This window comes from Candidatus Poribacteria bacterium (genome assembly GCA_009839745.1).
In the GTDB taxonomy this organism is placed as follows: Bacteria; Poribacteria; WGA-4E; order WGA-4E; family WGA-3G; genus WGA-3G.
In genome coordinates this window covers 1-24,616 of sequence record VXPE01000119.1, presented here as the reverse complement: position 1 = coordinate 24,616, position 24,616 = coordinate 1, and the positions used below count along the sequence as shown (strand labels likewise).

The 24,616-nt window shown below is 50.0% G+C and carries 21 protein-coding genes and 1 pseudogene; 4 read left to right on the top strand and 18 right to left on the bottom strand.

Features of this window, described 5'->3' with window-relative positions; genetic code table 11:
• Positions 1-237 precede the first annotated feature (237 nt).
• The 4 genes from F4X88_18755 to F4X88_18740 all read right to left on the bottom strand — a co-directional run bounded on the left by F4X88_18755 (position 238) and on the right by F4X88_18740 (position 5,102).
• Complete coding sequence (locus tag F4X88_18755) at positions 238-1,074, bottom strand: 3-oxoacyl-ACP reductase FabG (GenBank protein MYA58329.1); 837 nt, start codon at positions 1,072-1,074, stop codon at positions 238-240.
• A gap of 55 nt (positions 1,075-1,129) precedes the next feature.
• The gene (locus tag F4X88_18750; protein MYA58328.1) at positions 1,130-3,064 is read right to left on the bottom strand and encodes a hypothetical protein; all 1,935 of its coding nucleotides are present in this window, start codon (positions 3,062-3,064) and stop codon (positions 1,130-1,132) included.
• Entirely contained in the window at positions 3,061-4,215 is a 1,155-nt protein-coding gene (locus F4X88_18745; protein MYA58327.1) for a site-specific DNA-methyltransferase, read from the bottom strand. The genes F4X88_18750 and F4X88_18745 overlap by 4 nt, the downstream gene beginning before the upstream one ends.
• A 92-nt stretch (positions 4,216-4,307) precedes the next feature.
• Entirely contained in the window at positions 4,308-5,102 is a 795-nt protein-coding gene (locus F4X88_18740) for a LamG domain-containing protein (GenBank protein ID MYA58326.1), read from the bottom strand.
• 37 nt (positions 5,103-5,139) lie between these two features.
• Here F4X88_18740 and F4X88_18735 point away from each other — a divergent pair, with 37 nt between their 5' ends.
• Positions 5,140-5,325, top strand: coding sequence for a hypothetical protein (locus tag F4X88_18735; GenBank protein MYA58325.1), 186 nt, complete (start codon positions 5,140-5,142; stop codon positions 5,323-5,325).
• Between the two features lie 220 nt (positions 5,326-5,545).
• Here the strand turns inward: F4X88_18735 and F4X88_18730 are convergent, their stop codons facing one another.
• From F4X88_18730 to F4X88_18680, 11 genes and pseudogenes are all read right to left on the bottom strand, one after another.
• Positions 5,546-6,319, bottom strand: coding sequence for a hypothetical protein (locus F4X88_18730; GenBank protein ID MYA58324.1), 774 nt, complete (start codon positions 6,317-6,319; stop codon positions 5,546-5,548).
• A gap of 84 nt (positions 6,320-6,403) precedes the next feature.
• Positions 6,404-7,192, bottom strand: coding sequence for an SDR family oxidoreductase (locus tag F4X88_18725; GenBank protein ID MYA58323.1), 789 nt, complete (start codon positions 7,190-7,192; stop codon positions 6,404-6,406).
• Positions 7,193-7,296: 104 nt separating this feature from the next.
• Complete coding sequence (locus F4X88_18720; GenBank protein MYA58322.1) at positions 7,297-8,145, bottom strand: LamG domain-containing protein; 849 nt, start codon at positions 8,143-8,145, stop codon at positions 7,297-7,299.
• Between the two features lie 36 nt (positions 8,146-8,181).
• A complete protein-coding gene (locus F4X88_18715; protein MYA58321.1) occupies positions 8,182-8,940 on the bottom strand; it encodes a LamG domain-containing protein in 759 nt (252 codons plus the stop codon).
• Positions 8,941-9,087: 147 nt separating this feature from the next.
• Positions 9,088-9,939 (bottom strand): phytanoyl-CoA dioxygenase family protein, encoded by an 852-nt coding sequence (locus tag F4X88_18710; protein ID MYA58320.1) that lies wholly within the window; start codon positions 9,937-9,939, stop codon positions 9,088-9,090.
• A 259-nt stretch (positions 9,940-10,198) separates the two neighbouring features.
• On the bottom strand, positions 10,199-11,236 hold the full coding sequence (locus tag F4X88_18705) for a Gfo/Idh/MocA family oxidoreductase (GenBank protein MYA58319.1): 1,038 nt from the start codon (positions 11,234-11,236) through the stop codon (positions 10,199-10,201).
• A 44-nt stretch (positions 11,237-11,280) separates the two neighbouring features.
• A complete protein-coding gene (locus F4X88_18700) occupies positions 11,281-12,324 on the bottom strand; it encodes a Gfo/Idh/MocA family oxidoreductase (GenBank protein MYA58318.1) in 1,044 nt (347 codons plus the stop codon).
• A 570-nt stretch (positions 12,325-12,894) separates the two neighbouring features.
• Entirely contained in the window at positions 12,895-15,303 is a 2,409-nt protein-coding gene (locus F4X88_18695) for a T9SS type A sorting domain-containing protein (GenBank protein ID MYA58317.1), read from the bottom strand.
• Positions 15,304-15,748: 445 nt separating this feature from the next.
• Positions 15,749-16,792 (bottom strand): Gfo/Idh/MocA family oxidoreductase, encoded by a 1,044-nt coding sequence (locus F4X88_18690; GenBank protein ID MYA58316.1) that lies wholly within the window; start codon positions 16,790-16,792, stop codon positions 15,749-15,751.
• A gap of 123 nt (positions 16,793-16,915) precedes the next feature.
• Entirely contained in the window at positions 16,916-17,959 is a 1,044-nt protein-coding gene (locus F4X88_18685) for a Gfo/Idh/MocA family oxidoreductase (protein MYA58315.1), read from the bottom strand.
• A gap of 36 nt (positions 17,960-17,995) precedes the next feature.
• Positions 17,996-18,396 (bottom strand): annotated as a pseudogene (locus F4X88_18680) (HAD family hydrolase).
• 319 nt (positions 18,397-18,715) lie between these two features.
• Here F4X88_18680 and F4X88_18675 point away from each other — a divergent pair.
• Entirely contained in the window at positions 18,716-19,774 is a 1,059-nt protein-coding gene (locus F4X88_18675; GenBank protein ID MYA58314.1) for an LLM class flavin-dependent oxidoreductase, read from the top strand.
• A gap of 66 nt (positions 19,775-19,840) precedes the next feature.
• The gene (locus F4X88_18670) at positions 19,841-21,082 is read left to right on the top strand and encodes a hypothetical protein (GenBank protein ID MYA58313.1); all 1,242 of its coding nucleotides are present in this window, start codon (positions 19,841-19,843) and stop codon (positions 21,080-21,082) included.
• Positions 21,083-21,172: 90 nt separating this feature from the next.
• Here the strand turns inward: F4X88_18670 and F4X88_18665 are convergent, their stop codons facing one another.
• The 3 genes from F4X88_18665 to F4X88_18655 form a co-directional block, all read right to left on the bottom strand.
• Entirely contained in the window at positions 21,173-21,931 is a 759-nt protein-coding gene (locus F4X88_18665; protein MYA58312.1) for a sugar phosphate isomerase/epimerase, read from the bottom strand.
• Positions 21,928-22,704, bottom strand: coding sequence for a sugar phosphate isomerase/epimerase (locus F4X88_18660; GenBank protein MYA58311.1), 777 nt, complete (start codon positions 22,702-22,704; stop codon positions 21,928-21,930). The genes F4X88_18665 and F4X88_18660 overlap by 4 nt, the downstream gene beginning before the upstream one ends.
• An 88-nt stretch (positions 22,705-22,792) precedes the next feature.
• Positions 22,793-24,214: a hypothetical protein gene (locus F4X88_18655; GenBank protein MYA58310.1), complete on the bottom strand. Its 1,422-nt coding sequence runs from the start codon at positions 24,212-24,214 to the stop codon at positions 22,793-22,795.
• A 185-nt stretch (positions 24,215-24,399) separates the two neighbouring features.
• Here F4X88_18655 and F4X88_18650 point away from each other — a divergent pair.
• A partial coding sequence (locus F4X88_18650; GenBank protein ID MYA58309.1) for a transposase occupies positions 24,400-24,616 on the top strand: 217 nt, incomplete at its 3' end.

The window sequence follows — 24,616 nt, the reverse complement described above, 5'->3', positions numbered from 1 at the left end:
AAGAGGCTTTTTTTATAGTGGATCCTAAAAATAAATAGACACTCTCTGCCCCCGGTAGGCGAGGTTTCTAACCTCGCCGATTATCCAGGGTCCACTTAATTGTCGAATCTACTATAAACCGAAGCGCGTAGCCCGTAAGCGTAGCGGAGGGCGGATTTGAGGAACGGACATCAAAGTTTTAACGCACGTTGTTCCTCCGCAAGGAAAAATTAAAAATCCGCAAGGAAAAATTAAAAATTAGTCCATTACCGTCCCTCCTGCGACGGTGATGGAAACCCCTGATAGGTAGGCGGCTTCGTCTGAGGCGAGGAAAGCAGCCATCTTGGCGACATCTGCTCCCTCAGCGAGTCGCCCAATGGGGACAGCTGCCTTAGAGCGTCGTGTATATTCCGAAAGTTGTTCATCAGCGGAAAGATTCTGAGGCATTAGCACAGATGCAAGATGTCCAAATCGCTCTGTGTCCACAAGCCCAGGGCAAATAGCGTTTACGTTGACCTGATAGGGTGCCAGCTCAGACGCGAGCGATTGTGTGAAACCGATCACAGCGAATTTCGAGGCACTGTATGCGGCGAAGCGCGCCGATCCCCGTTTCCCGGTGACAGAAGACATATTGATAATTTTGCCTCCCGTTTCTTGGGCGATGAGATGACGTGCTACCGCTTGCGAACAGAGGAATACGCCTTTCACATTGACACGCTGGACTCTGTCCCAATCCTCTTCAGCCAGATCTACGACAGGCACACGATCCTTGCCAGCTATCGTCCCGGCATTGTTGACAAGGATGTCGATTTTGCCGAAGTGTGCGACGGTCTGCTCCACCATCCCTTTCACCTGTTCTGCGTCCGTAACGTCCGCGACGACGCTGATCGCGCGCTGTCCCATTCCCTCTATCTCACGAACAACATCGGGTAGACCCTGCCAGTCGGGTTGATCTGCGGCGTAGGGATGCTCGGTCATGTCGTTAACAGCGACATCGGCACCTTCTTTTGCCAAGCGGGTCGCAATGGCGCGTCCGATACCATTTTTGCCGCCGACACCTGTCACTAAGGCGATTTTTCCATTTAAGTTGTACATTTAAATATAGCTCCTTTAACTAATCTGTGTCATTTAATGTGGCGTTGCGTATGCCTCAAGGCGACCAGAGGACATAAGTTGGCATATCGAACAGCGTGCCGATGAGTGCCCAGCCCCCTACGAATACATAATCGCCCATGACCAATCCAAGAAAAAACGGGATTGCGCGTTGATGGGCACGTAGACCGAAGATTGAGACAATGATAACCTTTATCATCCAACCGATATACACGGAGAACCAGAAATCAGCGAGACCTCCCCAAGTTGCGGCTGTCATCACGTATCCGATCGGATGGAAGGGCCACCAGATAAATTTATGCCGCAGGAAATAGAGAATCCACGTCATCCCTGCACCGATCCCCATGGATTGGGTGCCATCCCAATTTGGACCGGTAGGGTTGTTAAGCCACCGTTCTAAACGTCTACCGAAAACCTCCTCACCAATACCGATGACGTAACCGTGGACAGCAAATGCCCCGGTCTCATAAAGAAGATAGAGAAACGCCCAAAACGAGGCGAGGGTGCCGATAACAATCGCGAACATCATCACCCAAACCAATCTTCGACTGTTTATGCCTGCACGTTCTGCGAGTTTGAATCCTTCTAATTGGTTTGGCATCGGGTGTGAAACATTGAGGCGGTTGAGCCAGTAGTAGAAGGATATGATTGTGAGATTGCCCGTCCCGACGAATCGCGCCCCGAAGGTAACGACCATCAGCCGTGCTGGATCGAGAGCGAGGATCTCATGGGAGGGGGGACCAAATTCGGCACGCACACGGGTAACGCCGAGCGCCATTAAGGTGAAAATGACAATAAAGCCGAGGACACCGCCCAAGGACATACCCGCTTTTACCGAAAATAATGTGAGTCCGATACTCCCGAGGATTAATCCAGCGACAGCAACACGGTAAGGCATCGGCTCGTTTGAATCGTCATACGCTTTTTGGGTCATCAAGCAATTCAGGATCACATCGCGGAGATGTTTCCGGGTTCCCCACAATGCCAAGATACCGACGGCGAGCCATGCACCACCCGCTCGTTCTGCAAAATAGAGTTCACCTTCACCTAACATCCCCGTCCGAACCACCCGTTCCGCTTTGCCGAACAGGTAGAAGAACCATGCGGACATCGAGATATCCAACGGGACAAAAAATGTGAGTCCTATAATAAACGGGTAGATAGATAATGGGACCCATCCGACGGCGTTCCACGGCTTATCCGTGAACAGATGCGTAATCGAAATAGAACTCAGCTGAATAGCGGGGACTTGGGGGAAGAGATGGCTTAATCCTGCGAGGAGTTCAATAAAGGCTGCGACCGAAAAGCCTACCCACATCGTGGTGTTTCTGTAAAAACTTTTCCGCCCCTGCGCCATCTGAAGGGGCAATTGGATGATCGGGTATGCCAACTTTTCACGCTCCGTCCACTGAACGCGGATGATGCTATTGAGACATATGAGCGTGAACCAGAGGAGTGCGACAAATCCTGTCCAGACGAGGATCGGCACCATCCAGCCCCGTAGATGCTTCGGGAGATAAAAACTCAAGCCTCCCTTAAAGTAGGCATCCAGTGCGTAGTCCTCAGGCACAAACCATGTCGGGATATAACGCCAAAAGAGAGATGCCCATTCGTTTTCGATGGTAGCGAACCGGAATGGATGGGCAAGCGTGCCGATCAGGAACGTCATCATGGAGTGGCCCCCGATCGTTGATACCATGACGACCATAATATAGATAACAAGGAGTTCCTGTGGGGTCAGTGCGCTACGCGGCGCAAGTTTTTTCCAAACAAGGTTAAAAGCGATAACGGCGAAAAGGGTGAAAAGGGCGTTGAAAAAAAGCGAGACGAAGTTGAGGAGGAACTGCGGTTGGATCATCTCCGCCGCGTAGGCGAGCCAGTAGGCGTTCCCGATAACGAGGAGTGTGCCAATCAGAAGCGCGCGGAGCGTAATTCCAGATGTAAAGGAAGCGTTAGATTTCGGCATTTTCATTTTAACTTTCGGTGGGTAACCTTCTTGGGAATACCGTGCTGTTCAAGCCGAAGTTTCGCCAGTTTGAAAGATTCAGGGCTTAAATCAATGCCGATCCAGTGGCGGTGTAGGCGTTCCGCAGCAATACATGTCGTAGCACATCCGCAGAAAGGGTCGAGCACCATATCGTTCGGATTGCTACTGGCACCAATAATTCGCTCTAACAAAGCGATCGGTTTCTGTGTGGGGTACCCGATACGCTCCTTATTGCGTGCCGTTAAGTTCGGAATATCTACCCAGATGTTATTCAGTGTTTTCCCTTTTTGTTCGTCAAGATACCGTTTGTATCGGGGAACGTTTCCGGGGCGTGTTTGCACGACACGTCCGGCTTCGATCTCCTTTAGCATCCGAGATTCCGACCACCGCCAGGTTCTGGTGACACCCATCACGTCATAAGTGAGATGAGAATCGGGATTTTGTGTCTGAGCAGTTATAGACGTATGCGATACGAGTCGTCCGGTACCGGGTTCAACGTAATAATATTGACGTTTGGTTTTTTCGTCGAGGTCCTGCATATCGTAGGGGATCGTGACGGCATCAGGATTCCATACGAAATCGTTGCTTTTTGAATATCGGAGGATGAGATCGGAGTCGCGTGCCAATCCTTTTTTGAGGTTCCCTTTGCTGGTTACGGCTCTTTGCCAAACGATCTCGTTCCTAAAATTGTCTTTCCCGAAAATGCCATCCATCATCATTTTCAGGTAGTGGCTTGCGTTGTCATCGCAATGAAGATAGAGGGTTCCTGTCGGTTTCAGAATTCGATACATCTCTAACATCCTGATACCCATCATAATCAGATAGGCTTTCATGGATGTCCCGTGCGTGAATTCAGCGGTGCTGATGGCGTGATAAAGATCCGGGGTTTTCTCTGCAAGTTCACCGTGCCACGCGCTATCTAAATCGTTTGGGGTCCAGGAATCTTTGAATGCTGCGCCTGCTGCTTCGCTTTCTGTTGGTGCTTCAAAGGTTCGATTGGAGTTGAAAGGTGGGTCGAGATAGATCAGGTCAATGGTATCAGCGTCAAGAGCACGCAGCACATACAGATTGTCACCTTCAAAGATGGTTCGATTTTTTAATTTTACCTTGCGGTTCGGTAAAGTAGGTTTGTGCATTCACGTGCCTTTGCGTATATCTGCCACCTACGATGTTGTGCAGATATGTTTAGAGGCGCGTCTGCAGAACGCGCCTCTGGAGGGTGTAACGTTTATCGGCGTGCTTTGAGAGCACCCCACGTCACGGCAAGTTTATCGCTGGGTTCAATTGCGAGTCCTGTGTCAGACTTGAAATTCTGATTGACTTCGGCTTCGTCAAGGATTCGATCGTAGACACTGAATTCGTCTATGATACCGGTAAAAACGCCGAATTCACCATCGGCTCTCCCATCTAAACCGATAAACATGTGAATGCTTGCCCAGTCATCCTCAGGAAATTGGGCGAGATTCAGCACACCTTCGGTCGTCGCTTCGCCATCAACGAAAAACTGGACCTTACTATCTTCGGGTGTCCCCGCGACAGCGATGTGATGCCACTTGTTATCGTCAATAGTGTTTCCTAAGTCTTCGACGTTGCCGACCCAACCGGTGTCGAGGTTAAGGACGCTATTGCGAAGCCATAAGGTTTTGGGTCCCTTATCGTCAGTGCCGGGACCGCCTGTTTTGGCAAAGATTACGCCGGGACCGGAATTGTCGGTTTTTATCCATGCCGACCAGGTGAAATCGACGTTGAAATCGAACGCTTCCGGACTGTCGATTTCAACAAAATTTGCCTCGTCTCCGTCGAATTCCAGTGCGTCGCCGATTTTACCACCGACTTTTTTCAGGCTCCCGTTGATAGAGCCGTTGTAATTGCCGGTTCCGTCCTTAACGGTCTTTCCGTCGATATTGTTTGCATCGAAGCTCCAATAACTCACCAGTCCATCTTCGACGATTTGAGCGGAGAGGGTGGTTCCGATAAAACTAATAGTCAGAATTAGTAAGAAAAGAATAGCCTTTTGCAACATAAGTGAATCTCCTTTGATTCTTTTATGTATGGGAAACGTGCAAACAAGCCTTACGTGGGAGTGTCTTCTATCCTCTGAAAATTTTTCTGAGAATCAGAAACGCGCCGCCAACGACAATGATGAACAAGGCGACAGTGAACAAGAAGGCGAAGATCGCTTGCAAAATTTGGAAAAGAATCAGGATACATACAACGAAAATGACGATCCCGAAAATGACAAGTAAAATTGTTCCCATACGTTAGTGTGTGTGGATATCAATCCACGTTGTAGGGGGTTATGGGGGGTCATCAGTAGAAAGTCTTCAAAAGTTGTAAAGTGTGCTAAAGTTGTGAAGTTGTCAGAAGCGATGAAACCAACTTCCGAACTTCACAACTTGCAAACTTGCACATCTAACTAACAAGCCCTTCTCCTGAAAACCGAACCAGTGACCACTGATAACTATATTAATAGCGTGCTTTGAGCGCGCCCCAAACGGTTGGAAGTTTGCCAGTTGCCTGAACAGCGAGGATCTCATCGGGTGTGCACTCGTCAGCCGTCTCGCAAATAGCCCAATTGTCAAATGAGACAATGGTCAATGCGGGCGCGCCTCTGCTTGAACCCCCGTTGAGGCCAACTTGTCCACTCTCAGGTCTGACGTTTCCAAAATCGAGTTTACTTTCAAGGAGCCAATCTTTGGGTTCATCTTTGCCATCTTCCCAGATTTTACCCGTAAACCCGTCGTCGGATATTTCGGCTTTCATCCAGTACCATGTACCGAGGTCTACCTCTCCGAAAGGCGGTTCGGTATCGTTCTGTTTCCAAGCGAGATGGTCGTTGAGGAACTCCATATTATTGAGGAAATGGTGAATCAGGAAGGCGTAACCGGAGGCATCTCCCGGATCAAGACGGAATCCGAGTCCACACCGAGCAAGGTCCCCATCTCCCCAATCATCGACGCGAATCATCACTAAACCCGTATGTGGTTCTGGGAAACCACCGTCTAAAACCAGGTAGGTGTGATCGCCAGGGGCTTCATGAGTTTGACTGATAACGCCACCCTTTTCTACCCAATCACCGTCATGGTTCTTGAATTCATATTTTCCGTCAATTTTTCCATCTTCAAAATCGTCAAGGTATAACACTTCACCAAAGCTGGTTGAACTCCATGCGAGTATAGCAGTACACGCCAGTATAGAGAGGAAGGATTTGTGGGTTAATAGTCTCTTAGCAATACGCATCGGAACATCCTCCTTTACAGTAATTCTTTATTGGTTTAACGTGGGGGCAGGAAAACAATCGCCGCTGTCCGAATTTTGATGTCCTTATGGCGTTGACCTGCGTTTGCCGCCATCCATATAAAGCGCGCTTCCAAACATATAGGAACAGGCTTCAGAGGCTAAGAAGGTTACAACATTCGCAACCTCTTCGGGTTCGGCAATTCGTCCCGCAGGTAGTTCTCCTCCGAGTTCCTTTAACAACACTTCGACATCGCGTCCCTCACGCTTGGCTCTTGCCTCCTGCTGTGTGCGTGCTCGACCGGTGTTTGTCAATCCCGGACAAACGGTATTTACCGAAATGCCGTCACCCGCAACGGCATCTGAGAGCGCACGCGTAATGTTAAGGATAGTGATGTTCGCAGCACCAGTGGGTATGTTGCCACGCGTCGGACTCGTACCGGCTGAACCTGCGATGTTGATAATGCGTCCCCACTGATTTTCCTTCATATAGGGGATAACCAATTGAGACATCCGAAGGTAACTATAGGTTTTCAGTGACAGCGCTTCATCAATCAGGTGAGGGGACAATCCCAAAATATCGGCATTCTGAGCGGCACCGACATTGTTGACGAGGATATCAACACCACCGAAATGATTCACTGTTTCCTGCACCACCTTTTCACAATTCGCGGGTATATTTAAGTCGCCGGCGACAGCATGCCCTTCGGATCCAGTCTGTTTAAGTGCGGCGAGCGTTTGATTGAGTGCGTCGTGGGTTCGGGCAGCAATACAGACGTGAGCACCTTCTCGGGCAAATGCAAGCGCGCACTGCCTACCGATGCCTCGACTACCGCCGGTAACGATTACGCGTTTTCCACGCAGTCCTAAGTCCATTTTGAGGCGCCCCTTCGGGATATAACTAACGGGGAGATGCCCACCTCACTTTGGCGGACATCTCATTTTCGACACATTCTGTAAGCGCACGTTTCGATGCGTATCTATTGGGAAGATTTGAGTGACCCCCAAGTTGTCGCTATTTTCCCAGCAGCTTCAACGGCTAACGCACCTTCAATACCTTCACCGAGTTTTGTTACGTCGTCATCAGTAAGCACCGTGTCGAAGATAACAACTTCGTCAATGATACCGTTCCATTGGCAGCGTTTGCCACAGCCTGGGTCGGCTCCGATGTAGACCTCTTCAGGAGATGCCCACGGGGGTCCCTTGGCATCTTCGGAGTTCTCGAGTTTGCCGTTGACGTAGACGTGAAGTTGGGAGCCATCCCATGTGCCGACGAGGTGTATCCACTCTTTAGACGAGAGTTCATCACCGAGGACTTCAAGTTTCCCGCCGCCGTTCGCAGCACGGATATGGAACGCTGCCTGTGTGCTGTTTTGCCCGTTTTCATGTGCGCCTGTTCCGAGTAAATACTGGGACCAGGTCGAACATCCAAGCCCTTTCCATATTACACATTTCCCGGTAGGATCCTCTGCGGCGTAGACCCAAGAATGGATTGAGAAACCTTTGGACTCCGTGAAATCCAAGGCGGCTAACGTTTTATCTTCACCCTTCGTGCCGAGTTTGACCCACGTGTCTGCACCGTTAAATTCTAACCCACCCCCGAATTTGCCTTTCGCCCATTTCAGGTCGCCAACAAATTCACCGTGGGTGTCGTTACCGGAAAGATCTTTTACCTCTTTACCTTTACCTTCTTCAAAGGTCCACATCCCCGCAATGTCGCCTTCATCAAACGCTGCATGGCTCGTCGCCATTACCGCGAAGCTGAAAGCAATAGCAACAATTGCAGTGAGTGTATAGTTCAGATAGCGTTTTGCTAAAAACATATTCATTTCCCTTTTGAGAGCGATTCGATGATCGTTTCTCCGTTATTTTTTCAGACTGCCCCAGGTGACAGCTAATTTCTCTTTCGCGTCTACGGCAAGCGTCGTCTCGAAGCCGTCATTCATAACCGCTTGGACATCGTCTTCATCGAGGAAAGTGTTGAAGATGATGAACTCATCTAACAGTCCTTCCCATTGCCGGGACTGGTTCCAGTCACCAATTCGGGCAGGATCGAGGACACCAGGGTTTCCACCCCAATCGTTTTCGATATCGAGTTCACCGTTAACGAAAAAGCGGATTTTCTTTTCCTTTGCACTGTAAGCAGTTGCGATGTGGACCCATTTATCCATCTGATCGCCTGCCAGCATATAATTCGCAAAAGTGTCGTTCCCGCCTGGGTTACTGTGAATGGAGAACTCGACTTTATTATTTGGATGCATCTGGTAATGGATGTCCCCGGCTTTCCAACCGTTGACGTTGAAAAAAACACGCCATGCCCCCTCTCGTCCGGTGGATTGGACCCAGTGTGCGAAGGTAATTTCTTCAAATTCGCCGATCCGTTTCGGGATTTCGACCCAATCACCTGCGCCGTCGAGTTCGATGGCATCACCGAATTTCCCAGCGACAAAGTTTCCGCCTTTAACCTCGCCATCAAACCCGTTCCCGGATATATCTTCGGCATCGCCCTCAAACAGCCATGCCGCCGCGATCATATCTTCAGTGATTTCTGCGGAACTCAGCATGCTGCTACCCAGTATGAGTAGCACACTGAGGGTAACTGTGATAATTCTTGGATTTAACAAAAGAACCTCCTATGTGTTGATAGAAGAACCGATAAACCTTGGACATTCCAGATTCTTCTGAGTCATTTCTTTCACTGTGTATGCGTTAATTATAGCATAAATAATGTGGAGATACAATTCTTAAGACTGGAAATTTTGACAGAAGGATTAAACAAATCTGTCTTTGTGTGAACTGGTTTCCCATTGGGCGCGCCACGTTTGCCATGACGTAGGACATTGCTCGCTTTCATGCTCGCGAACTGGACAGGCAATCGCTTCGTGCCAGAGTCCGTTGAGCGAGGTCCCGGTGCGGCTGAACCGAAAATCTGTTGACCAGCGGATGCTGTCGCTGTGATTGACTAACGATCGATGGAAGACCAGATTGTTAAAGACAAGTAGGTCACCCTTCTTCATCTCTAAAGTGTCGATGTCGGTATCAGATGAGGTAGGCGGAAGGACCGGGACAGCAAACGCCTCGTCCGGCACGCGGTGATAGGTTTGTAAGCCTGACTTATGACTTCCCGGTAGGAATTGTAACGGACCATTCTTCGATTTAACATCCACGAGCGGAAGCCAAACGGTCAAATGCGTATCGTTTTCCGTGTCTGGCATATACGCACTGTCCTGATGCCAAGGGAGCGTCGTCAGTTTTTCATTGGGGAGTTTCGGACGCACCCAAAAATCGCCGTTGAATTGAATATCACTACCGATAAGGTGTTCCAAGACATCCAGCACTTTCTGATCGGTTATCAGATTAAAAAGTGCCTCGCTGAAGACAAGCGTGTGCCAGCCAAAGACCTCGTTTTCTCGACCACACGCCTTTAGAACAGCATGCCAACGGTGCTCAAAAGACATCTCTTTGTAAGTATCCGAGATGACCCCTTCTTTATAAAGCTCGGTGGCACGTGCATCGACAACTTCAGAGACAACAGCGATTAACGGAGCAAGATCTGATTCAGATAGTGCCGATTGGACAACAAGATAACCCTGTTCCGCAAATTTTTCAGAGTTCGTTTCCATCGTTTTTAGCGTAGGGTTTTGATTGATCCCCAAGTCGTTGTGAGTTTCCGTCCCGGTTTCACACGGAGTGGGTCCATAGAATCCTCAACAGAGATGGCTTCGTTCCAAAATGCCGCGTCGTCAACGGCACCACCAAAATGGTTCTGACCGTTACGGCTACCGATATGGTTATGCCTCCGTTTAAGGAAACGTATGGCGAGACCTAAAGCCTCGCCTTAGTGTGAAAACGAACATGAGGTGCCAAGAAGGACAAAGTCCGCTATAGTTTCGCTCTCAACTTGTCCATGAGACCATCGGGTGGATCAAAGGGGAGATCGATCACTTCGTTCGTGATACCGCTATAGTAAATTCCCAAAAGCAGGTTGAACTCGGCAAGCGATTGCTCCAGATGGGTGGGATGGACTTTGCTCTCATCATCGAGCCAATCGAAGACTGCCTCGGTGAGATTCCCTTGTGCAATGACATCCTGTTCTCCGTAACTAAGTGGACCCCCCTCATAACCGTTTTCCGGGGTTGAGCGTTCCCAACTACTAAACCGCCAATGCACGAAGCCTTTTGTTCCAATGACAAAGACGCGTTTGTGGAAGAAGACGACCGGATCGTCGGAAGCAGTCGGTGCGATGGCTGTCCCGAACGCAACAGAGACGTGCAGCCCGTTCTCGTATTGGACGCGCGCACTCGCATATTGTGGAGAGGGTTGTGCTGAATCTAAGTGTTCGGCACCAGAGATTTGTCCGAGGACTCGCACGGGGCGTGAATTGTCAATGTAGGAGGAAACGAGTTGTAACACATGCGGACCCTGATCGACGGGGGTGCTGCGTGCACTGGCATCAATGAACTTGATATCCCCGATGCGTCCCTCTGCGACATCCTGCTTCAATTCCAGGTTTTGGGGGTGAAAATTGAGCTGTGTGTTGACGACGAATTTCGTTTTCGTTTCCTTGGAAAGCCCCGAAATTTGCTTCCAGTCCTCGCTTTCGACGGCAATCGGTTTTTCGATGATCGCCGCTGGCACTCCTGCGTCCGATGCTTGTTTCATCAGTGGATAGCGGATACGCTCATTGCTACCCCGTAGCACGGGAGCTGTGACGATGTGGAGGACATCGGGTTTCTCTTTTTCGAGCATCTCATCGAGATCGGTGTAGCGTGAAGAGATGCCGAAGTCATCTCCGAATGTGTTGAGCAACTCTGTGTTCATATCACAGATTGCGGCGAGTTTGCCGTTTTTGACGAAGCGATAGGCATCTGCGTGGGCCCGGGCGCGACCCCCGCACCCTAACATTGCGGTTTTATACACAAAAATATCTCCTTTAATAATATTCCTAATTTCAAGCCAACTTTTTAGAGTTTCTCTCGGAGGATGTCAATCAAGCCATCGGGCGGTTCAAACGGGAGATCGATAATCTGATTCGTTACGCCGCTGTAGTAAATGCCGAGAAGGAGGTTGAACTCCGCAAGAGATTGCTTGAGGTGCGTCGGGTGTTGTTTGTTTTCATCGTCAAGCCAATCGAAAACGGCCTCGGTGAGGTTGCCCTGTGCGACGACATCCTGTTCCCCGTAGTCGAGAGGACCGCTCTCGTAGCCGCCCTCTGGTGTTGCGCGTTCCCAACTGCTGAAGCGCCAATGCACGAAGCCTTTTGTGCCGACGACAAAGACGCGTTTGTGGGTGTGGTTACCCGCATCCGGCTCTTTCGGCACTTTCTGCCCTACACCCGTCCCGAATGCGAGAGAGACGTGAAGTCCGTTTTCATAGAGCGCCTGAGCGGCGGCATGCATAGGGGAGGGCTGCGTGGAGTCTAAATCCTGAGCCCCGGAAACCTGTCCAAGCACGCGCACAGGACGCGAGTTGTCGATATAGGAGGAGACGAGCTGCAACACGTGGGGTGCTTGGTCGACGGGGGTACTCCGAGCACTCGCGTCAATGAATTTGATGTCTCCGATACGACCTTCTGCGACATCCCGTTTCAATTCCAAGTTTTTCGGATGGAAGTTCAGCTGTGTATTGACAACGAACTTCGTTTGTGTCTCTTCTGCTAATCCTGCGAGCTGCTTCCAGTCTTCGCTCTCAACGGCAATCGGTTTTTCCACAATTGCTGCTGGGACCCCAGCATCCGAGGCGTGTTTCATCAACGAGTACCGAATCCGTTGATTGGTGCCGCGTAACACGGGTGCCGTGACAATATGAAGAACATCGGGTTTCTCTTTTTCAAGCATCTCATCGAGATCGGTGTATCGTGAAGAGATACTGAAATCCTCACCGAAACTGGTGAGTAATTCTTCATTCATATCACAGATTGCGGCGAGTTTGCCGTTTTTGACGAAGCGATAGGCATCTGCGTGGGCACGTGCGCGCCCGCCGCACCCTAACATTGCAGTTTTATACACAAAAATGTCTCCTTTTTATCGTAAATTTTGGAAGTGCGGTGCAGTCGGAAAACCGCGCCGACTTGGTCAAAACTCCAAGTAAGGTAGCCATAAGGGAGTGCCCCCTTACAGCCCCTTCCAAACCGTGCGTGCGACTTTCACCGCACACGGACCTGCCAGTTTTGTGTGGCGATAGACGCTTTAGGTCAAAGACCACCTTTACTTTATTTCTTATTCATAAGTCTAAGACTTCTATAGTCTGCATGCTTTAGCACGATTTCAAATCTATAGATAAAATGTTTTCAGAAATGTTTCAAGGCACAAAACCTGATTATGCTCGTCTCGTCAGAAACTACCTAATCTCCTCAACCTTGCAGACTTCTTGAGTCCGTTTAGGTTCTGTCTAACTTCCTGTGTAGAGACTCTATTGACGAATTTAGGGGCACTCTCTATCCCGATACATACTTATCGTATGCTTGTGCTACCTCATCCCAATCTGATAAAGTCTAATGAACACTTTATCAATTAGCATAACATAGTATAAATTATGCCTGTAGCACCACAACTTTTTCAAGTGTTAAACCGCACAAACTATTTCAAAATGACCATCCGTTTTATCTGATGAAAAGACGGAGTCGTCAACTGGTAGAAATAGATACCGCTCGCCACGCGTTCACCAAGGGCATTGCGTCCATCCCAATACGCCGCACGGCTCCGACCGTTATAAAAGCCCGCGGATTGGAAACCGAGCGACAGCGTGCGAACTAATCTACCCGTTGTATCGTAAATGGATATGGATACCGGAGTATCTTCTGAGAGTTGATAGGGGATCCATGTCTCGGGGTTAAACGGGTTCGGGTAGTTCTGTAACAACAGTTCCTGACTCGGTTGACCGATACCTTCAAGCCTGACGGACAAAACAGCGTTTGCGAGATCCGTCGGTTTTACCTTGAAACGCAGCGTCTGTGATTCAACGTTGCCATCGGGTGCCGCGACGTTCACTTCAATAACATCACCGGCTTGCACAACGCTCCGCCGCGCCAAGTCAGCAGTCGCCACGGCGAAGTAATCCCCTCGCACCGAAGTGGTGGTGAGACTATTTGTTCGGAGGTTACGGACGCTGACCGTGTAGCCGTCATAAACCGGTTTGCCTTTCAAGTGTCCGCTGACGACGAATGCCCAAGTTTCTTGGGGCATCTCCGTGGATATGGCAGATGGTGCTGCAGCCGCCTCGGTTGGATCTGTCCACGGTGCACCGACGAAAGCAAAGTTTCGCGTTTGTGGCGCATTGACGATATAGCCTTGTCCACCTTTGATGGGGAAACCATCATCGGGTGCACTGGGTGTCCATGCGATGAACTTCTGGCTTGCGGCATCAAGGGTGATGATAGTTGTTGCACCTGTCAGCGCGACAAGACTCTTAGCAGTCATGGGGGTCCAGGGGACCAGTGGCACAGAAAGCATGTTCAAACCTTTAGTGAGTGTGACAGTATAGGCATTGCTGAAAGCATCGCTCTCTTCCTCGGTACCGAGTCTGGCAATAAATCCGTGTCTGCGTCCATCAGGGGAGTCATAGTGCCCAACGACGGAAGCGTCTTGATTGATATTGTACCCTTCCGTTCTAACGCTGCCTGGCACTTTCAATTCATGGAGCCCTCCAAGGAATGTGCCGACATAAGTGCGGGGGACCTCACCTACCACTTTGCCTCGGGAAACGGAAATCTTTGTATCGGTGAAACCGTGCACAAAAAAGAATTCATAAGTTTCTTGGGTTGGAGGGGTGAAAGATACATACCTGCCATCCGGAGCGCGTAGGTATGGCGTATATGTACCCTCGTCATCTACGTAGCTGCCGAACATACCCCCCAACGCGTTGATAAAATCAGCGTATGTTTCCACTGCCCCCGGATACTCAACGATGATGTCCCCTGTGAATCCGCGACGTACACCGGAAGCATCTGTCCAATTACCCGTCATTGCTCCCGTCGCATCACTGATACCCCATATCTCGGTTTGGACGGAATTGGGAAAATCGTATTGCCGTAACTCCCCATTTTCCATGACAACACCGCGGTGGTGCCCCTCGCTATCCTCGTAGTACCCGGCAGCATTGCCATTATTACCGAGGGCATAGAAATAGGTGTTCTGTGAACCCGGAAAATCGTAGGTCTTAAAAACACCATCGATGAGGGTAAAGGCGACCATTTTTTTCCCATCGGTGCTTTTCGTGTAGCCTGCGTAATCTTCAAAGTCAGAACTCGCCGTCAACGCTAAAAAATCTACGCCCGGCACATCAATACTCTCATAAGTATAGTTGAAACCACTGATTTGGAAAACGGGTTGATTAACGACTGCAATAGGTTTGGCAATAAACCCGTTTCTACGTCCATCGGGTGTCTCATAAAACCCGACAACAGCGCCGTCCTGATTGATATTATAACCCTCTGTGCTGACGGCACCCGGAAACTGCAATTCACGCAGACCGTCAGTAAATGTACCTCGATAAGTGCGTGTGACATCACCGAACACTTTACCTCGGGCGATCCTTACTAGTGCATCGTTAACACCATGTACATAAAAGAATTCAAGATTTTCTGCATTTGTGAGCTCGAAAGCTACATACCTGCCATCCGAGGAATATGCGTATTCTTGAAATAGCCCATTAGCATCTATGTAGCTGGCGAACAAATTACCATCCGAGTTGACAAAATCGGCGAATGTTGCTGTTGCCCCGGGGAACTCAAGGATTGTGTCTCCTGTAAATCCACGCTGAACACCCGCAGCATCTATCCAATTACCCGTCATTACACCCGTCGCGTCGGAAATACCGTATATCTCGGTTTGCACAGCATCAGGGAAATCGTATTGCCGCATCTCACCATCTTCCAAGATAACACCGTGGTGCAAACCCTCGCTATCTTCGTAGTAGCCCGCAGCGCGTCCATCATTACCAAGCGCATAGAAATACGTGTTTTTGGCACCCGGGAAATCGTAGGTCATAAATACGCCATTAATGAGCGTAAAGGCGACATCCTTTTCACCATCCGCACTTTTCGTGTAGCCAGCATAATCCTCAAAATCGGAACTTGCCGTCAACGACAGAAAATCTACACCCGGAACCTCGATCGTTTCAAAGGCATAGTTCTCACTGGCGGATCCGATACTGGGTCCATCGCCGACTTGTGCAGCGGTGTTCCTTAAGAAAAAGGAACTGACGCACACGAACACTATGAAAATATAAAAATAACTGGTTTCAATTCGGGAGTACATTGATGAATCTCCAATACATTGATGAATCTCCTCTTATAAAAGTCATTAAGATAACACAAGCTGCCACTTTGTAGCATAGGCTGTTAGCCTGTGCATCTTTATGCCGACCCCGTGTTAGTTTTCAATGGATCGCAATCTAATAGAGCGTGCTATAGTCAAAATTACGTAAGTTCTGCTACAGTTTCTCCCGGAGGATATCGATCAACCCATCAGGCGGCTCAAAAGGCAGATCAATAATCTCGTTGGTTATCCCGCTGTAGTACATCCCTAAAATGAGGTTATTCTCAGCGAGCGATTGCTTGAGATGCGTCGGATGGACGTTGTTCTCGTCGTCTAACCAATCAAAAATCGCTTCGGTGAAGTTGCCCTGCGCAACGACATCTTGGTCTCCATAGTTAAGGGAACCGCCCTCATAGCCACCTTCCAGCGTTGAGCGTTCCCAGCTGCTGAATCGCCAATGCACGAAACCCTTCGTCCCAGCAACAAAAACACGTTTGTGCCTGTAGACATTTGGGTCATCAAATGCTTTTTGTCCCATCTCTGTTCCGAATGCAAGAGAGACATGGATGCCGTTCTCATACAAAATATGCCCGACCGCATGTAGGGGACCGGGATGCCCAGGAGCAGAATTTAAATTCTCTTCTCCAGAGATTTGTCCAAGAATCCGTACCGGACGCGAGTTGTCGATGTAGGAGGATACGAGTTGTAGCACATGTCCTCCCTGCTCGGAGGGTCTACTACGCGCGCTGGCATCAATAAACCTAATCTCGCCGATACGTCCTTCTGCGACGTCTTTTTTTAACTCCAGATTTTTCGGATGAAAGTCGAGTTGTGTATTGACGACAAATTTCGTTTTCGTCTCTTCTGCTAACCCCGCAATCTGTTTCCAATCTTTACCTTCAACAGCAACCGGTTTCTCAACAATTGCCGCTGGCACACCGTGGTCGGAGGCCTGTTTCATCAACGGATACCGGATGTGTTCATTGCTACTCGGAATTACGGGGGTTGTGACAATGTGAAGAAGATCGGGGCTCTCTTTTTCAAGCATCTCATCCAAGTCGGTGTAACGCGAAGAGATACCGAACTCGTCTCCGAAGTTGTTGAGACGTTCTGCGTCCATATCGCAGATTGCGGCGAGTTTCCCGCGTTTGATGAAACGATAGGCAGCTGCGTGCTCACGGGCACGACCCCCGCAGCCTAACATCGCTGTTTTATACATCGGAAATGTCTCCTAAGTGTCCATGATGTGTAAGGTCAAAGCCGTAGGCTACAGAAAAATGATAACAGATTGTATCAGATTAACAATAGAGACAGTTTTTGTCAAACGTTATTTCAGAGGGTGCTACTCCGAGGCGATGTAAACTTTTTCACCGCTTTTCGCACTGTCGTAAAACGCATCCAAGATTTGCATAAAGGTATACGCATCCGGGGCAGAGACATCCGGAGCGACCTCACCTGCGATTGCCATGGCGAAGTGGTTGAGTTCGTAGTAGAAGACGTGGACCTCTTCAGGGAGTTCACCGTGATCGATGTCGAGGAGTTCATCAACGGTTTCTCGGACGAATTCGCCATCTTTAAATCGCGCGATGCCACCGTTCGTGATTGCGCCGGTGGTGCCGTAGAGTTCAACGACGCTGGCGGAGTCGGAGTGGCTCATCCGAGAACAATCGATCTGGATGGTTTTTCCGCCTTCACATCCGAGGATACCGGTGAAATAGTCCTCTGCCGGTCCCTCCGGCCCATCATATTGCGGATACAGCACGTGCTTGGCAGCAAACGCCCATTCCGGTTTCGGGCATCCCATCCACCACCACGTGAGGTTGAGTTCGTGCGAATAGTGTTGCCCTAACGAACCGCCTTTCTGTCCGTAGACGTGTAACCAGCGACTGTTGGCATCAAGGTCAGGGATAAAGTTGTATTTCCCGAAGACGCGAGCGTGATACAGGTCTCCAATCGCACCGTTCAGCACAGCGCGCCGAATCTTTCGGTTGTTCGGGAAGTGGCGCATAAAGTAGCAGAATTGGAGTGTTTTCCCTGCGCGTTGTGCGGCTGTCTCCATCTCCAAGATTTCGGGGGCACGAATTGCGTGCGGTTTTTGCACTAAGACATGCTTACCTGCACTGAGCGTATCAAGCACTTGCTGCAGCCTGCCATCGGGAGAAGTCGCGAGATAGACGGCTTCAACGTCGGGGTTATCAAGGAGTTCGCGATAGTCGGCATAGCGGTGTGGCACGGCATTGTCATCGCCTGCTTGTTCGCGACGGATCGGGTCGCGTTCTGCGATTGCGATAACGTTAAGCCGAGAGGTCGCATTGGCGGCTTCGATGGCTCGGCAGCCTGCCCACCCACACCCAACGAGTCCCATTTGAATAAATTGGTTTGTCATAGGTAGTGTTGCCTCCGGTGCTTCTTATATCAACTGCTAAAATAGACGCGTTAACTCTGAGATACTCTCAAGCACCCATGTCGGTTTCGCGACAGGATTTTCCAAATGATCCGGTTTAAACTTCCCAGTCTTCACAAGGACACTCCGCATCTTCATTCTTTCCGCCCCGACGATGTCGGTGGTAATATCATCGCCTACCACGACTACATCCTTTTAAAAATCTCATCTTCATAGATGTCGAACCCCAAATCTCGCATCTGCGCGTGGAGCATCTTTGGCGTTTTGGCAGTCGTGTTCGTCAGAAATCGGAGTTGATACTTCTCTTGACGTAAGTCGTTAACGGCTTCAATTGCGCCGGGGCAAGGTTCGTCCTTAAAATAGAGCGTCCCGTCCAAGTCAATCAAAAAAGCCTTCGGAGGCGTTGGGTTTATTTTCATAACGTGGTATTTCGCGTTTTAGCAAAAACGCTTGAAAAATATTTGGATTTATGGTAATCTCTTACCCAGCAAAACAATAACAGGCACTACCGATTTTGTCAAGTTTAAAAGCATACGGAGACATATCTATTTAGGAATTGGCAGTCAGTAGTCGGTTTTCGGTGACAATGAGTTTTCGGTGAAAGGGTGTTCGTTATACCTAAACGCGTAGCCCGTAAGCGTAGCGGAGGGGTTTTTGCTTGGGCATTTCCCCTAGGTATACGGAGAGACACTTTATCTATCAAACCCACCTGACCGAACCGCAAGGAAAATTAAAAATATGGAACTCGGTTTTTTCACAATGCCTTTGCATCCACCCGGTAGCGACACCACCAAAACGCTCGATCATGATATTGAGCAAATGGTAATACTGGACGAGTTGGGGTATAAAGAAGCTTATGTTGGTGAGCATTTTACGTTTACATGGGAGAATATTCCCTCCCCCGACCTCTTCATTGCAAAAGCGGCTGCGATGACAGAAAACATCGTCTTTGGCACCGGGATTACCTGTATGCCGATACACAATCCTGCCGTTGTTGCACATCGCATCGCGCAACTTGACCATCAAACGCATGGACGCTTTCTTTGGGGTGTTGGGTCGAGTTCCACGCCAAGCGACGCGGAGATGTTCTTGGCGGACGGGGACAGACGACAGTCGACCCGCGAAGGGATTGAAGCCGTCCTCAAGATTTGGACAGACCCGGAACCCGGACATTACAAAAGCGATTTCTGGGAATTTAAAATTCCCCAAGACCGTCCGAATATCGTCAGTGTCCACATGAAGCCTTACCAGAAACCGCATCCTCCGATCGCAATGGCGGGATCGTCCGCGAAATCCGACACACTCGTGCTTGCGGGTGAACGCGGTTGGATCCCGATGAGTATTAATCTCGCACATGTGCCTATTATCAAGACCCATTGGGATGCGGTCGAAGAGGGTGCCGAAAAAGCTGGCTTGTCGCCGTCTCGTTCGACATGGCGTATCGCCCGCGAGGTCTACGTTGCGGATACTACCGAACAGGCGCGGAAAGAGGCACTTGAGGGCACACTTGGACGCGATTTTAGGGATTATTGGTTCAACTTATTTAGCCCGGGTAACTTCAAACCCGATCCGGATATGGACGATGCCGACATGACCCTCGAACATTTGTTAGATACTTTGTGGATTGTTGGGAGTCCTGATCACGTTGCAAACCGTTTACGTGAACTCTATGAGGAAGTCGGCGGTTTTGGCGTCTTACTCGCCATGGGACACGAGTGGGAGCCGAAAGAGCAGTGGTTGAACTCAATGACGCTCCTCAAGAATGAGGTGATGCCGCAACTGGCGGATCTGACATAGTAGCAGGCGCGCGCCGCGCGCCGTTGCCCTTTACGACGTGTCGCGGACGAAACCAGGAGATTTCTTATGACGACCCTTATGGCAGGGGCCGCAGAAACTGTCATTACCTCCATTAAGGACAGACCCGATGTTTATGCCGAGTTGTATGCGCGCGTTTTGGTGCTCGCCGATGGTGAGAAACAACTCGCTATCGTAACAGCCGACTACGGGCAGTTTTCACTGCAATACAACAAAGTGCTACTTGAAGCAATCCAGGATGCTACAGGCATACCGCCAGCGCATGTCGTCATTAACTGTAGCCATACGCATAACGCCCCGGGGGTTGACGGACGGGAAATGAGTGAAGCATCTGAGGCGTGGTTGGCGACCTGTTTGGCTGATTTGGTAAAAGATGCGGTGGGGAAGCTGGAACCGGCGACCTTACGCGTCGGACGTGCGCCCGTCCAAGTCGGGTACAACCGTCGCATCATGAACGACGAGGGCTATATTACCATGGCACCCAACCCAGAGGGTCCTGTTGTGCCATGGGTTGACGTGTTAGGGGCTTACGATGTAAATGGAGACATCATCGCAGTGCTGTTCTCTCATGCTGCACATCCGGTGATTGTCCACTGGTCGAGCGAGGAGATGGGAGCGGATTTCCCCGGCTATGCCGTTGAACATCTCCGTAATTTCTTGGAATTGAAGCCGAAAAGCATTTTACTCTTCGCACAAGGGTGCGCCGCGGACATCAACGGGTATCCGTTGCGAGGCGGGTTTGAGGCGTGCGATGTCGCCGGATTCACACTCGCGTTTGCGACGCACCAAGCCTTAAAGACTGCGAAAGATATCCCCCCAGCCCCTCTTAAAGCCTGTGCAAAGTTGGTCAGTTTACCCTTCCGAGATCCGCCATCGGTTGCGGAATGTGAGCAGTTAATCGAAGAATTTCCTGACGATGAACGTTATGTCGCCCTGTTAGAAGTCGCGAAAAGCGGTGAAAAGCGGACCCTGCCCTTCCCCATAAGCGCGTTTGCTGTCGGCGATGCGCTCTGTTTCCTATCTGTATCGCATGAACTCTTTTCGGAGTATCAACTCTTTGCCGACGAGACCTCACCGTTCTCACACACCTTCGTCTTTGGCTACACAAACGGCAGTGAGGTCTATATTGCGACCCGAGCGGCTTACGAGTTGGGGTTGAAGGCGGGGTATGAAGCGGGACCCCGGAACCATGCGCTCAGCGGTCCGTATCGGTTAGCACTGTTGTCGTCTGTCGAAGAACAGATTCGTGCGGAGATAACGAACCTATTGGGAAAATTAAAGGAATTGTAGGAATAGCAACTTACAAATCGAGCCCGAGTCATGACTCGCTCAAAATGCGCGTTTGCTCGGGCTCTTGGCGGAATTGTGAGGTATCCTTAGTTAAAAATAGCTTTCCAACTGTGCCCGCGCGTTTGCGACTCCCGCAATAATCGGTTGTGGCGTTTCCGCTGTCAACCCTAAATAGATAAGCATAATCTCATCAGTGTAGCCGACACGATCTATCTCTTGACAGATGGCAGGAAAATCCATCTCCGGTGCCCAGAACGGCTCGCTGCCTGTCCTTGAATCCACACCACAGTTGAAATAGACACTGAACAACCGCTCTGATAGAGTGCGTAAGGCGACAACGGGATCGTCTCCACCGCGATGAAAATGAAACGGACTGTAGTAAAAACCGAAGTTGTCAGAGGGGATCGCAGTGAGGATGTGTTGCGTGCGTTCCAGATTGTAAGCCATGCTCCCTTCGTGGGCGTAGAGCATAAGGGTTAGATTCCGAGCCTGTGCCTCTTCGGTGACCCTTTTGAGAAGATCAATGATCGTTTCAATCTCGCGGGCGGTGGCATCTTCCTTTCCACCACTCGCAATACTGACCATTGGAATGGAAAGCCGTTGGGCAGTGTCGAGAATTTCAATTAACGCCTCAAGTCCGTCTGGCGCGTCAACCGCCACAGTGCTCAACATAGATTTAAAACGGAGCCCGGTCTCTTCTCGAAGGGCATTGATAGTTTCAGGGTCCGCCTCCGAGAAATGGGATTGGGCGAGTTCAATAGCAGACACGCCATTTTGGGATAACCCACCTACAAATTCCGTCAACTGGAAAGCGGAAAATGGGAGAGTGCTTGCACAATAGGTTCTCATTTACCCATCCCCTTAAGTGCCTTCAGGCAGCGTTCGACAGCCTCAAGCGGTGGGAAGGCATCGCTTTCATACTCAACGATATACCATTTCGTGCCGCCGGTGGCTTCACAAACTCGGAAAATCTCATCCCACGGCACACTGTCCTCGCCTATGACGGGACGGAAACCCGCGTGTCTGTCTACTTCACCCAGTGATTCTGTATAAGGTTTGAGATGAACGGTGCCAGCGCGGCCTGGGTATCTCTCCAAAATGTCAACGAGATCCGCACCACCAGAGAGGGCATTGCCCATGTCCAGCTGCATCACAACGCCTTCGTTCGTGTTGCCGAAGAAGGTGTCCCACGGCAGTTCGCCATCCAGGGGCGTGAATTCAACGTGGTGGTTATGATAACCCGTCACCATACCGTGTGCGGCGAGCTTATCGGCGATGCCGTTGAAAATCCCCGCTAATTTCAACCAGTCCGCCCGCGATTGACGGAGTTCCCCCGGAATACCCGGAACAATGACATAGGGGTTTTCCAAGACCTTGTTGAATTCAATCGTTGCGTCGAGGGTATCCTCTTGGACGAGGTTAAAGGGGGTGTGCCAACCGCAGCAGATCAGACCGAACTCATCGAGCAAGCCTTTCAATTCTTCTGCGGAATGTCGCGGTGGACCCGCGAATTCGACACCTTCGTATCCCATCTCGGCAACCGCTTTTATCGTGCCGCGGACATCTTCTGCTAATTCGTTTCGGACGGAAAACAATTCTAAACCAATTGGTATTCTTGACATGATTTACCTTTCTTTTGTAATGGAATTTGTATACAGTAATGCAAACGGGCGATGAATCGCCCTACTACAAACGTGTTTATCAGTCTCTCTATCGTGCTGTGTAATTGGGCGCGAGTGGACAGGTCCGGGAAAGTGCCAACAGTGCGACGCGTGCCAAGCCGTGAATCAGATACGCAGCTCCCATCTGCGACTCATACCAGTCAATCCCGGATGCACCGAAGGGGAGTGTCTCTGGAAAATAGACCTCCAACACCGTTTCTGCCAATTCAATCCCGCCTTCCAACCACACCGATTCACCGGTGATGTCGTAGAGATCCGCAAACAACTTGAGTGTGAGACCAGCATCGGATGCCGGAATCTTAAACCCTTCCGTGTGAACGCGATCGACCGGAAATTTCTCGTCGAGATAGGTGTTGCCAACCACACGCGCCCATTCCATCAACTTCTCATTCTGCGTCAATCGCCATCCACCGAGACACAGCACTGCCGTGCTACACACGGTTCCGGCGCCGTAGACACTCCCCCACGCTAACATACGTTCAAAAATCCGATGCGTCTCGCACTCGCAGAGACTCACGAATTCGCGAGTTTCAAGGTTGTGCGGTGCGGCGAGAAATCCGTCAATATAGACCAAGCCGTAGTGCCGCATCTGGTCCGCCAATTCGGGTAGAAGCGATTCTAACAACGCTGCGGATTCCAGGAGGCTGACCCCTAACGAGAACGTTTGTGTGGGAGCGTTTTTCTCGAAAAACCGTTCAGCTTCCGTCGGTGAGCGACTCTCAATACGTAAAAGCCCACGCGTGTCCCGCTTTTCCCACCAATAATCGGTATAGTTCTGAATCTGTTGGAGGGTTTCAGGACGTTGGTCTTGCGTATATGCGAATACCAAATCGAAGATGTAGAAGCCTGAATGGCGTGGGAAATCGCATGCCCGGGCACCGCGAACGAGATGTGCTTTTGTATCGATGTTTGCATGCCGTATGTATTCAAGTCCATCACCCTCTGTCCAGTGATAATCCAACCCGTCGGCGAAGCTTTGGATACAGTCAGGATTGAATGTATTCAGTTTCTGCCAGAGCCAGAGCGGTGCTTGACGTAGATGGTCATGAATAGCACCACCACCCTCCGGATTACGCGAACACCCGACCCGTTCCTCAATGAGCTGCCAAAAGGCGTGTTCACCCCAAGGGAATAACCCTGTTGCCGCATGTGTGCAATTCTGGGCAAAATGCTTCAGGTATCGATCAACGGCTTCAGTGTATTCCGGTTTGGATTGACTTTCAGCGAGCGTGTTCATCGTGGCGAGCAACGGTTCATCGTGAATCAAATTGGAACCCAGATGTGCCCTGTCGCCGTCCCGTTGTCCCGGAATCTTAGGCGGTTTCTCCATAAGCATCTCGCCCGTCTGCGGGTGCAGAATTGAGGGAAACAGTCCCTTGTAGGGCTCACTACTTTCGATAAGCTGGTCAATAGCATGACATATTTTTGTTAGCAGAATCTTCGGTGTCAAACCCTCGTCCTTTAGGTCGGGGATGTAGACACCGCCTATGGTTATGTCAAGAAAATACTTGACAATTGCAGTAAAATTGTGGTATAATTAAAGTATCCGTTGGACCGGCATGATAAGCATTGCCCCTCGGCAATGTGTCGGTCCATCCCACTTATCAGGGGATAAAGACGGATAACGGATATACCATGAGAAAAGCCTTTGGTTTCAAACTTCAGCGTCAAAAGAACGTCATCAAACTTGGTAACATGATTGATGATATGTGGGGTGTCCATTTGCATATCATGCTGCTGGCACGCCGGTATCGTCGTATGTTTGGAAAAGATGTGTCTGCATACAAACTCAAAAGACATATCACGAAACTCAAAAAGCGGACGCAACCGCAGTGGGCAGATTTGCCGAGTC

Excerpts from the sequence above, each read along its gene's own strand:
- F4X88_18730 (MYA58324.1), bottom strand. The coding sequence starts at position 6,319 with ATGCGTATTGCTAAGAGACTATTAACCCACAAATCCTTCCTCTCTATA.
- F4X88_18750 (MYA58328.1), bottom strand. The coding sequence starts at position 3,064 with ATGAAAATGCCGAAATCTAACGCTTCCTTTACATCTGGAATTACGCTC.
- F4X88_18675 (MYA58314.1), top strand. The coding sequence starts at position 18,716 with ATGGAACTCGGTTTTTTCACAATGCCTTTGCATCCACCCGGTAGCGAC.
- F4X88_18695 (MYA58317.1), bottom strand. The coding sequence starts at position 15,303 with ATGACCTACGATTTCCCGGGTGCCAAAAACACGTATTTCTATGCGCTT.
- F4X88_18725 (MYA58323.1), bottom strand. The coding sequence starts at position 7,192 with ATGGACTTAGGACTGCGTGGAAAACGCGTAATCGTTACCGGCGGTAGT.
- F4X88_18720 (MYA58322.1), bottom strand. The coding sequence starts at position 8,145 with ATGAATATGTTTTTAGCAAAACGCTATCTGAACTATACACTCACTGCA.
- F4X88_18660 (MYA58311.1), bottom strand. The coding sequence starts at position 22,704 with ATGTCAAGAATACCAATTGGTTTAGAATTGTTTTCCGTCCGAAACGAA.
- F4X88_18685 (MYA58315.1), bottom strand. The coding sequence starts at position 17,959 with ATGACAAACCAATTTATTCAAATGGGACTCGTTGGGTGTGGGTGGGCA.
- F4X88_18745 (MYA58327.1), bottom strand. The coding sequence starts at position 4,215 with ATGCACAAACCTACTTTACCGAACCGCAAGGTAAAATTAAAAAATCGA.
- F4X88_18740 (MYA58326.1), bottom strand. The coding sequence starts at position 5,102 with ATGTTGCAAAAGGCTATTCTTTTCTTACTAATTCTGACTATTAGTTTT.
- F4X88_18690 (MYA58316.1), bottom strand. The coding sequence starts at position 16,792 with ATGTATAAAACAGCGATGTTAGGCTGCGGGGGTCGTGCCCGTGAGCAC.
- F4X88_18670 (MYA58313.1), top strand. The coding sequence starts at position 19,841 with ATGACGACCCTTATGGCAGGGGCCGCAGAAACTGTCATTACCTCCATT.
- F4X88_18710 (MYA58320.1), bottom strand. The coding sequence starts at position 9,939 with ATGGAAACGAACTCTGAAAAATTTGCGGAACAGGGTTATCTTGTTGTC.
- F4X88_18755 (MYA58329.1), bottom strand. The coding sequence starts at position 1,074 with ATGTACAACTTAAATGGAAAAATCGCCTTAGTGACAGGTGTCGGCGGC.
- F4X88_18665 (MYA58312.1), bottom strand. The coding sequence starts at position 21,931 with ATGAGAACCTATTGTGCAAGCACTCTCCCATTTTCCGCTTTCCAGTTG.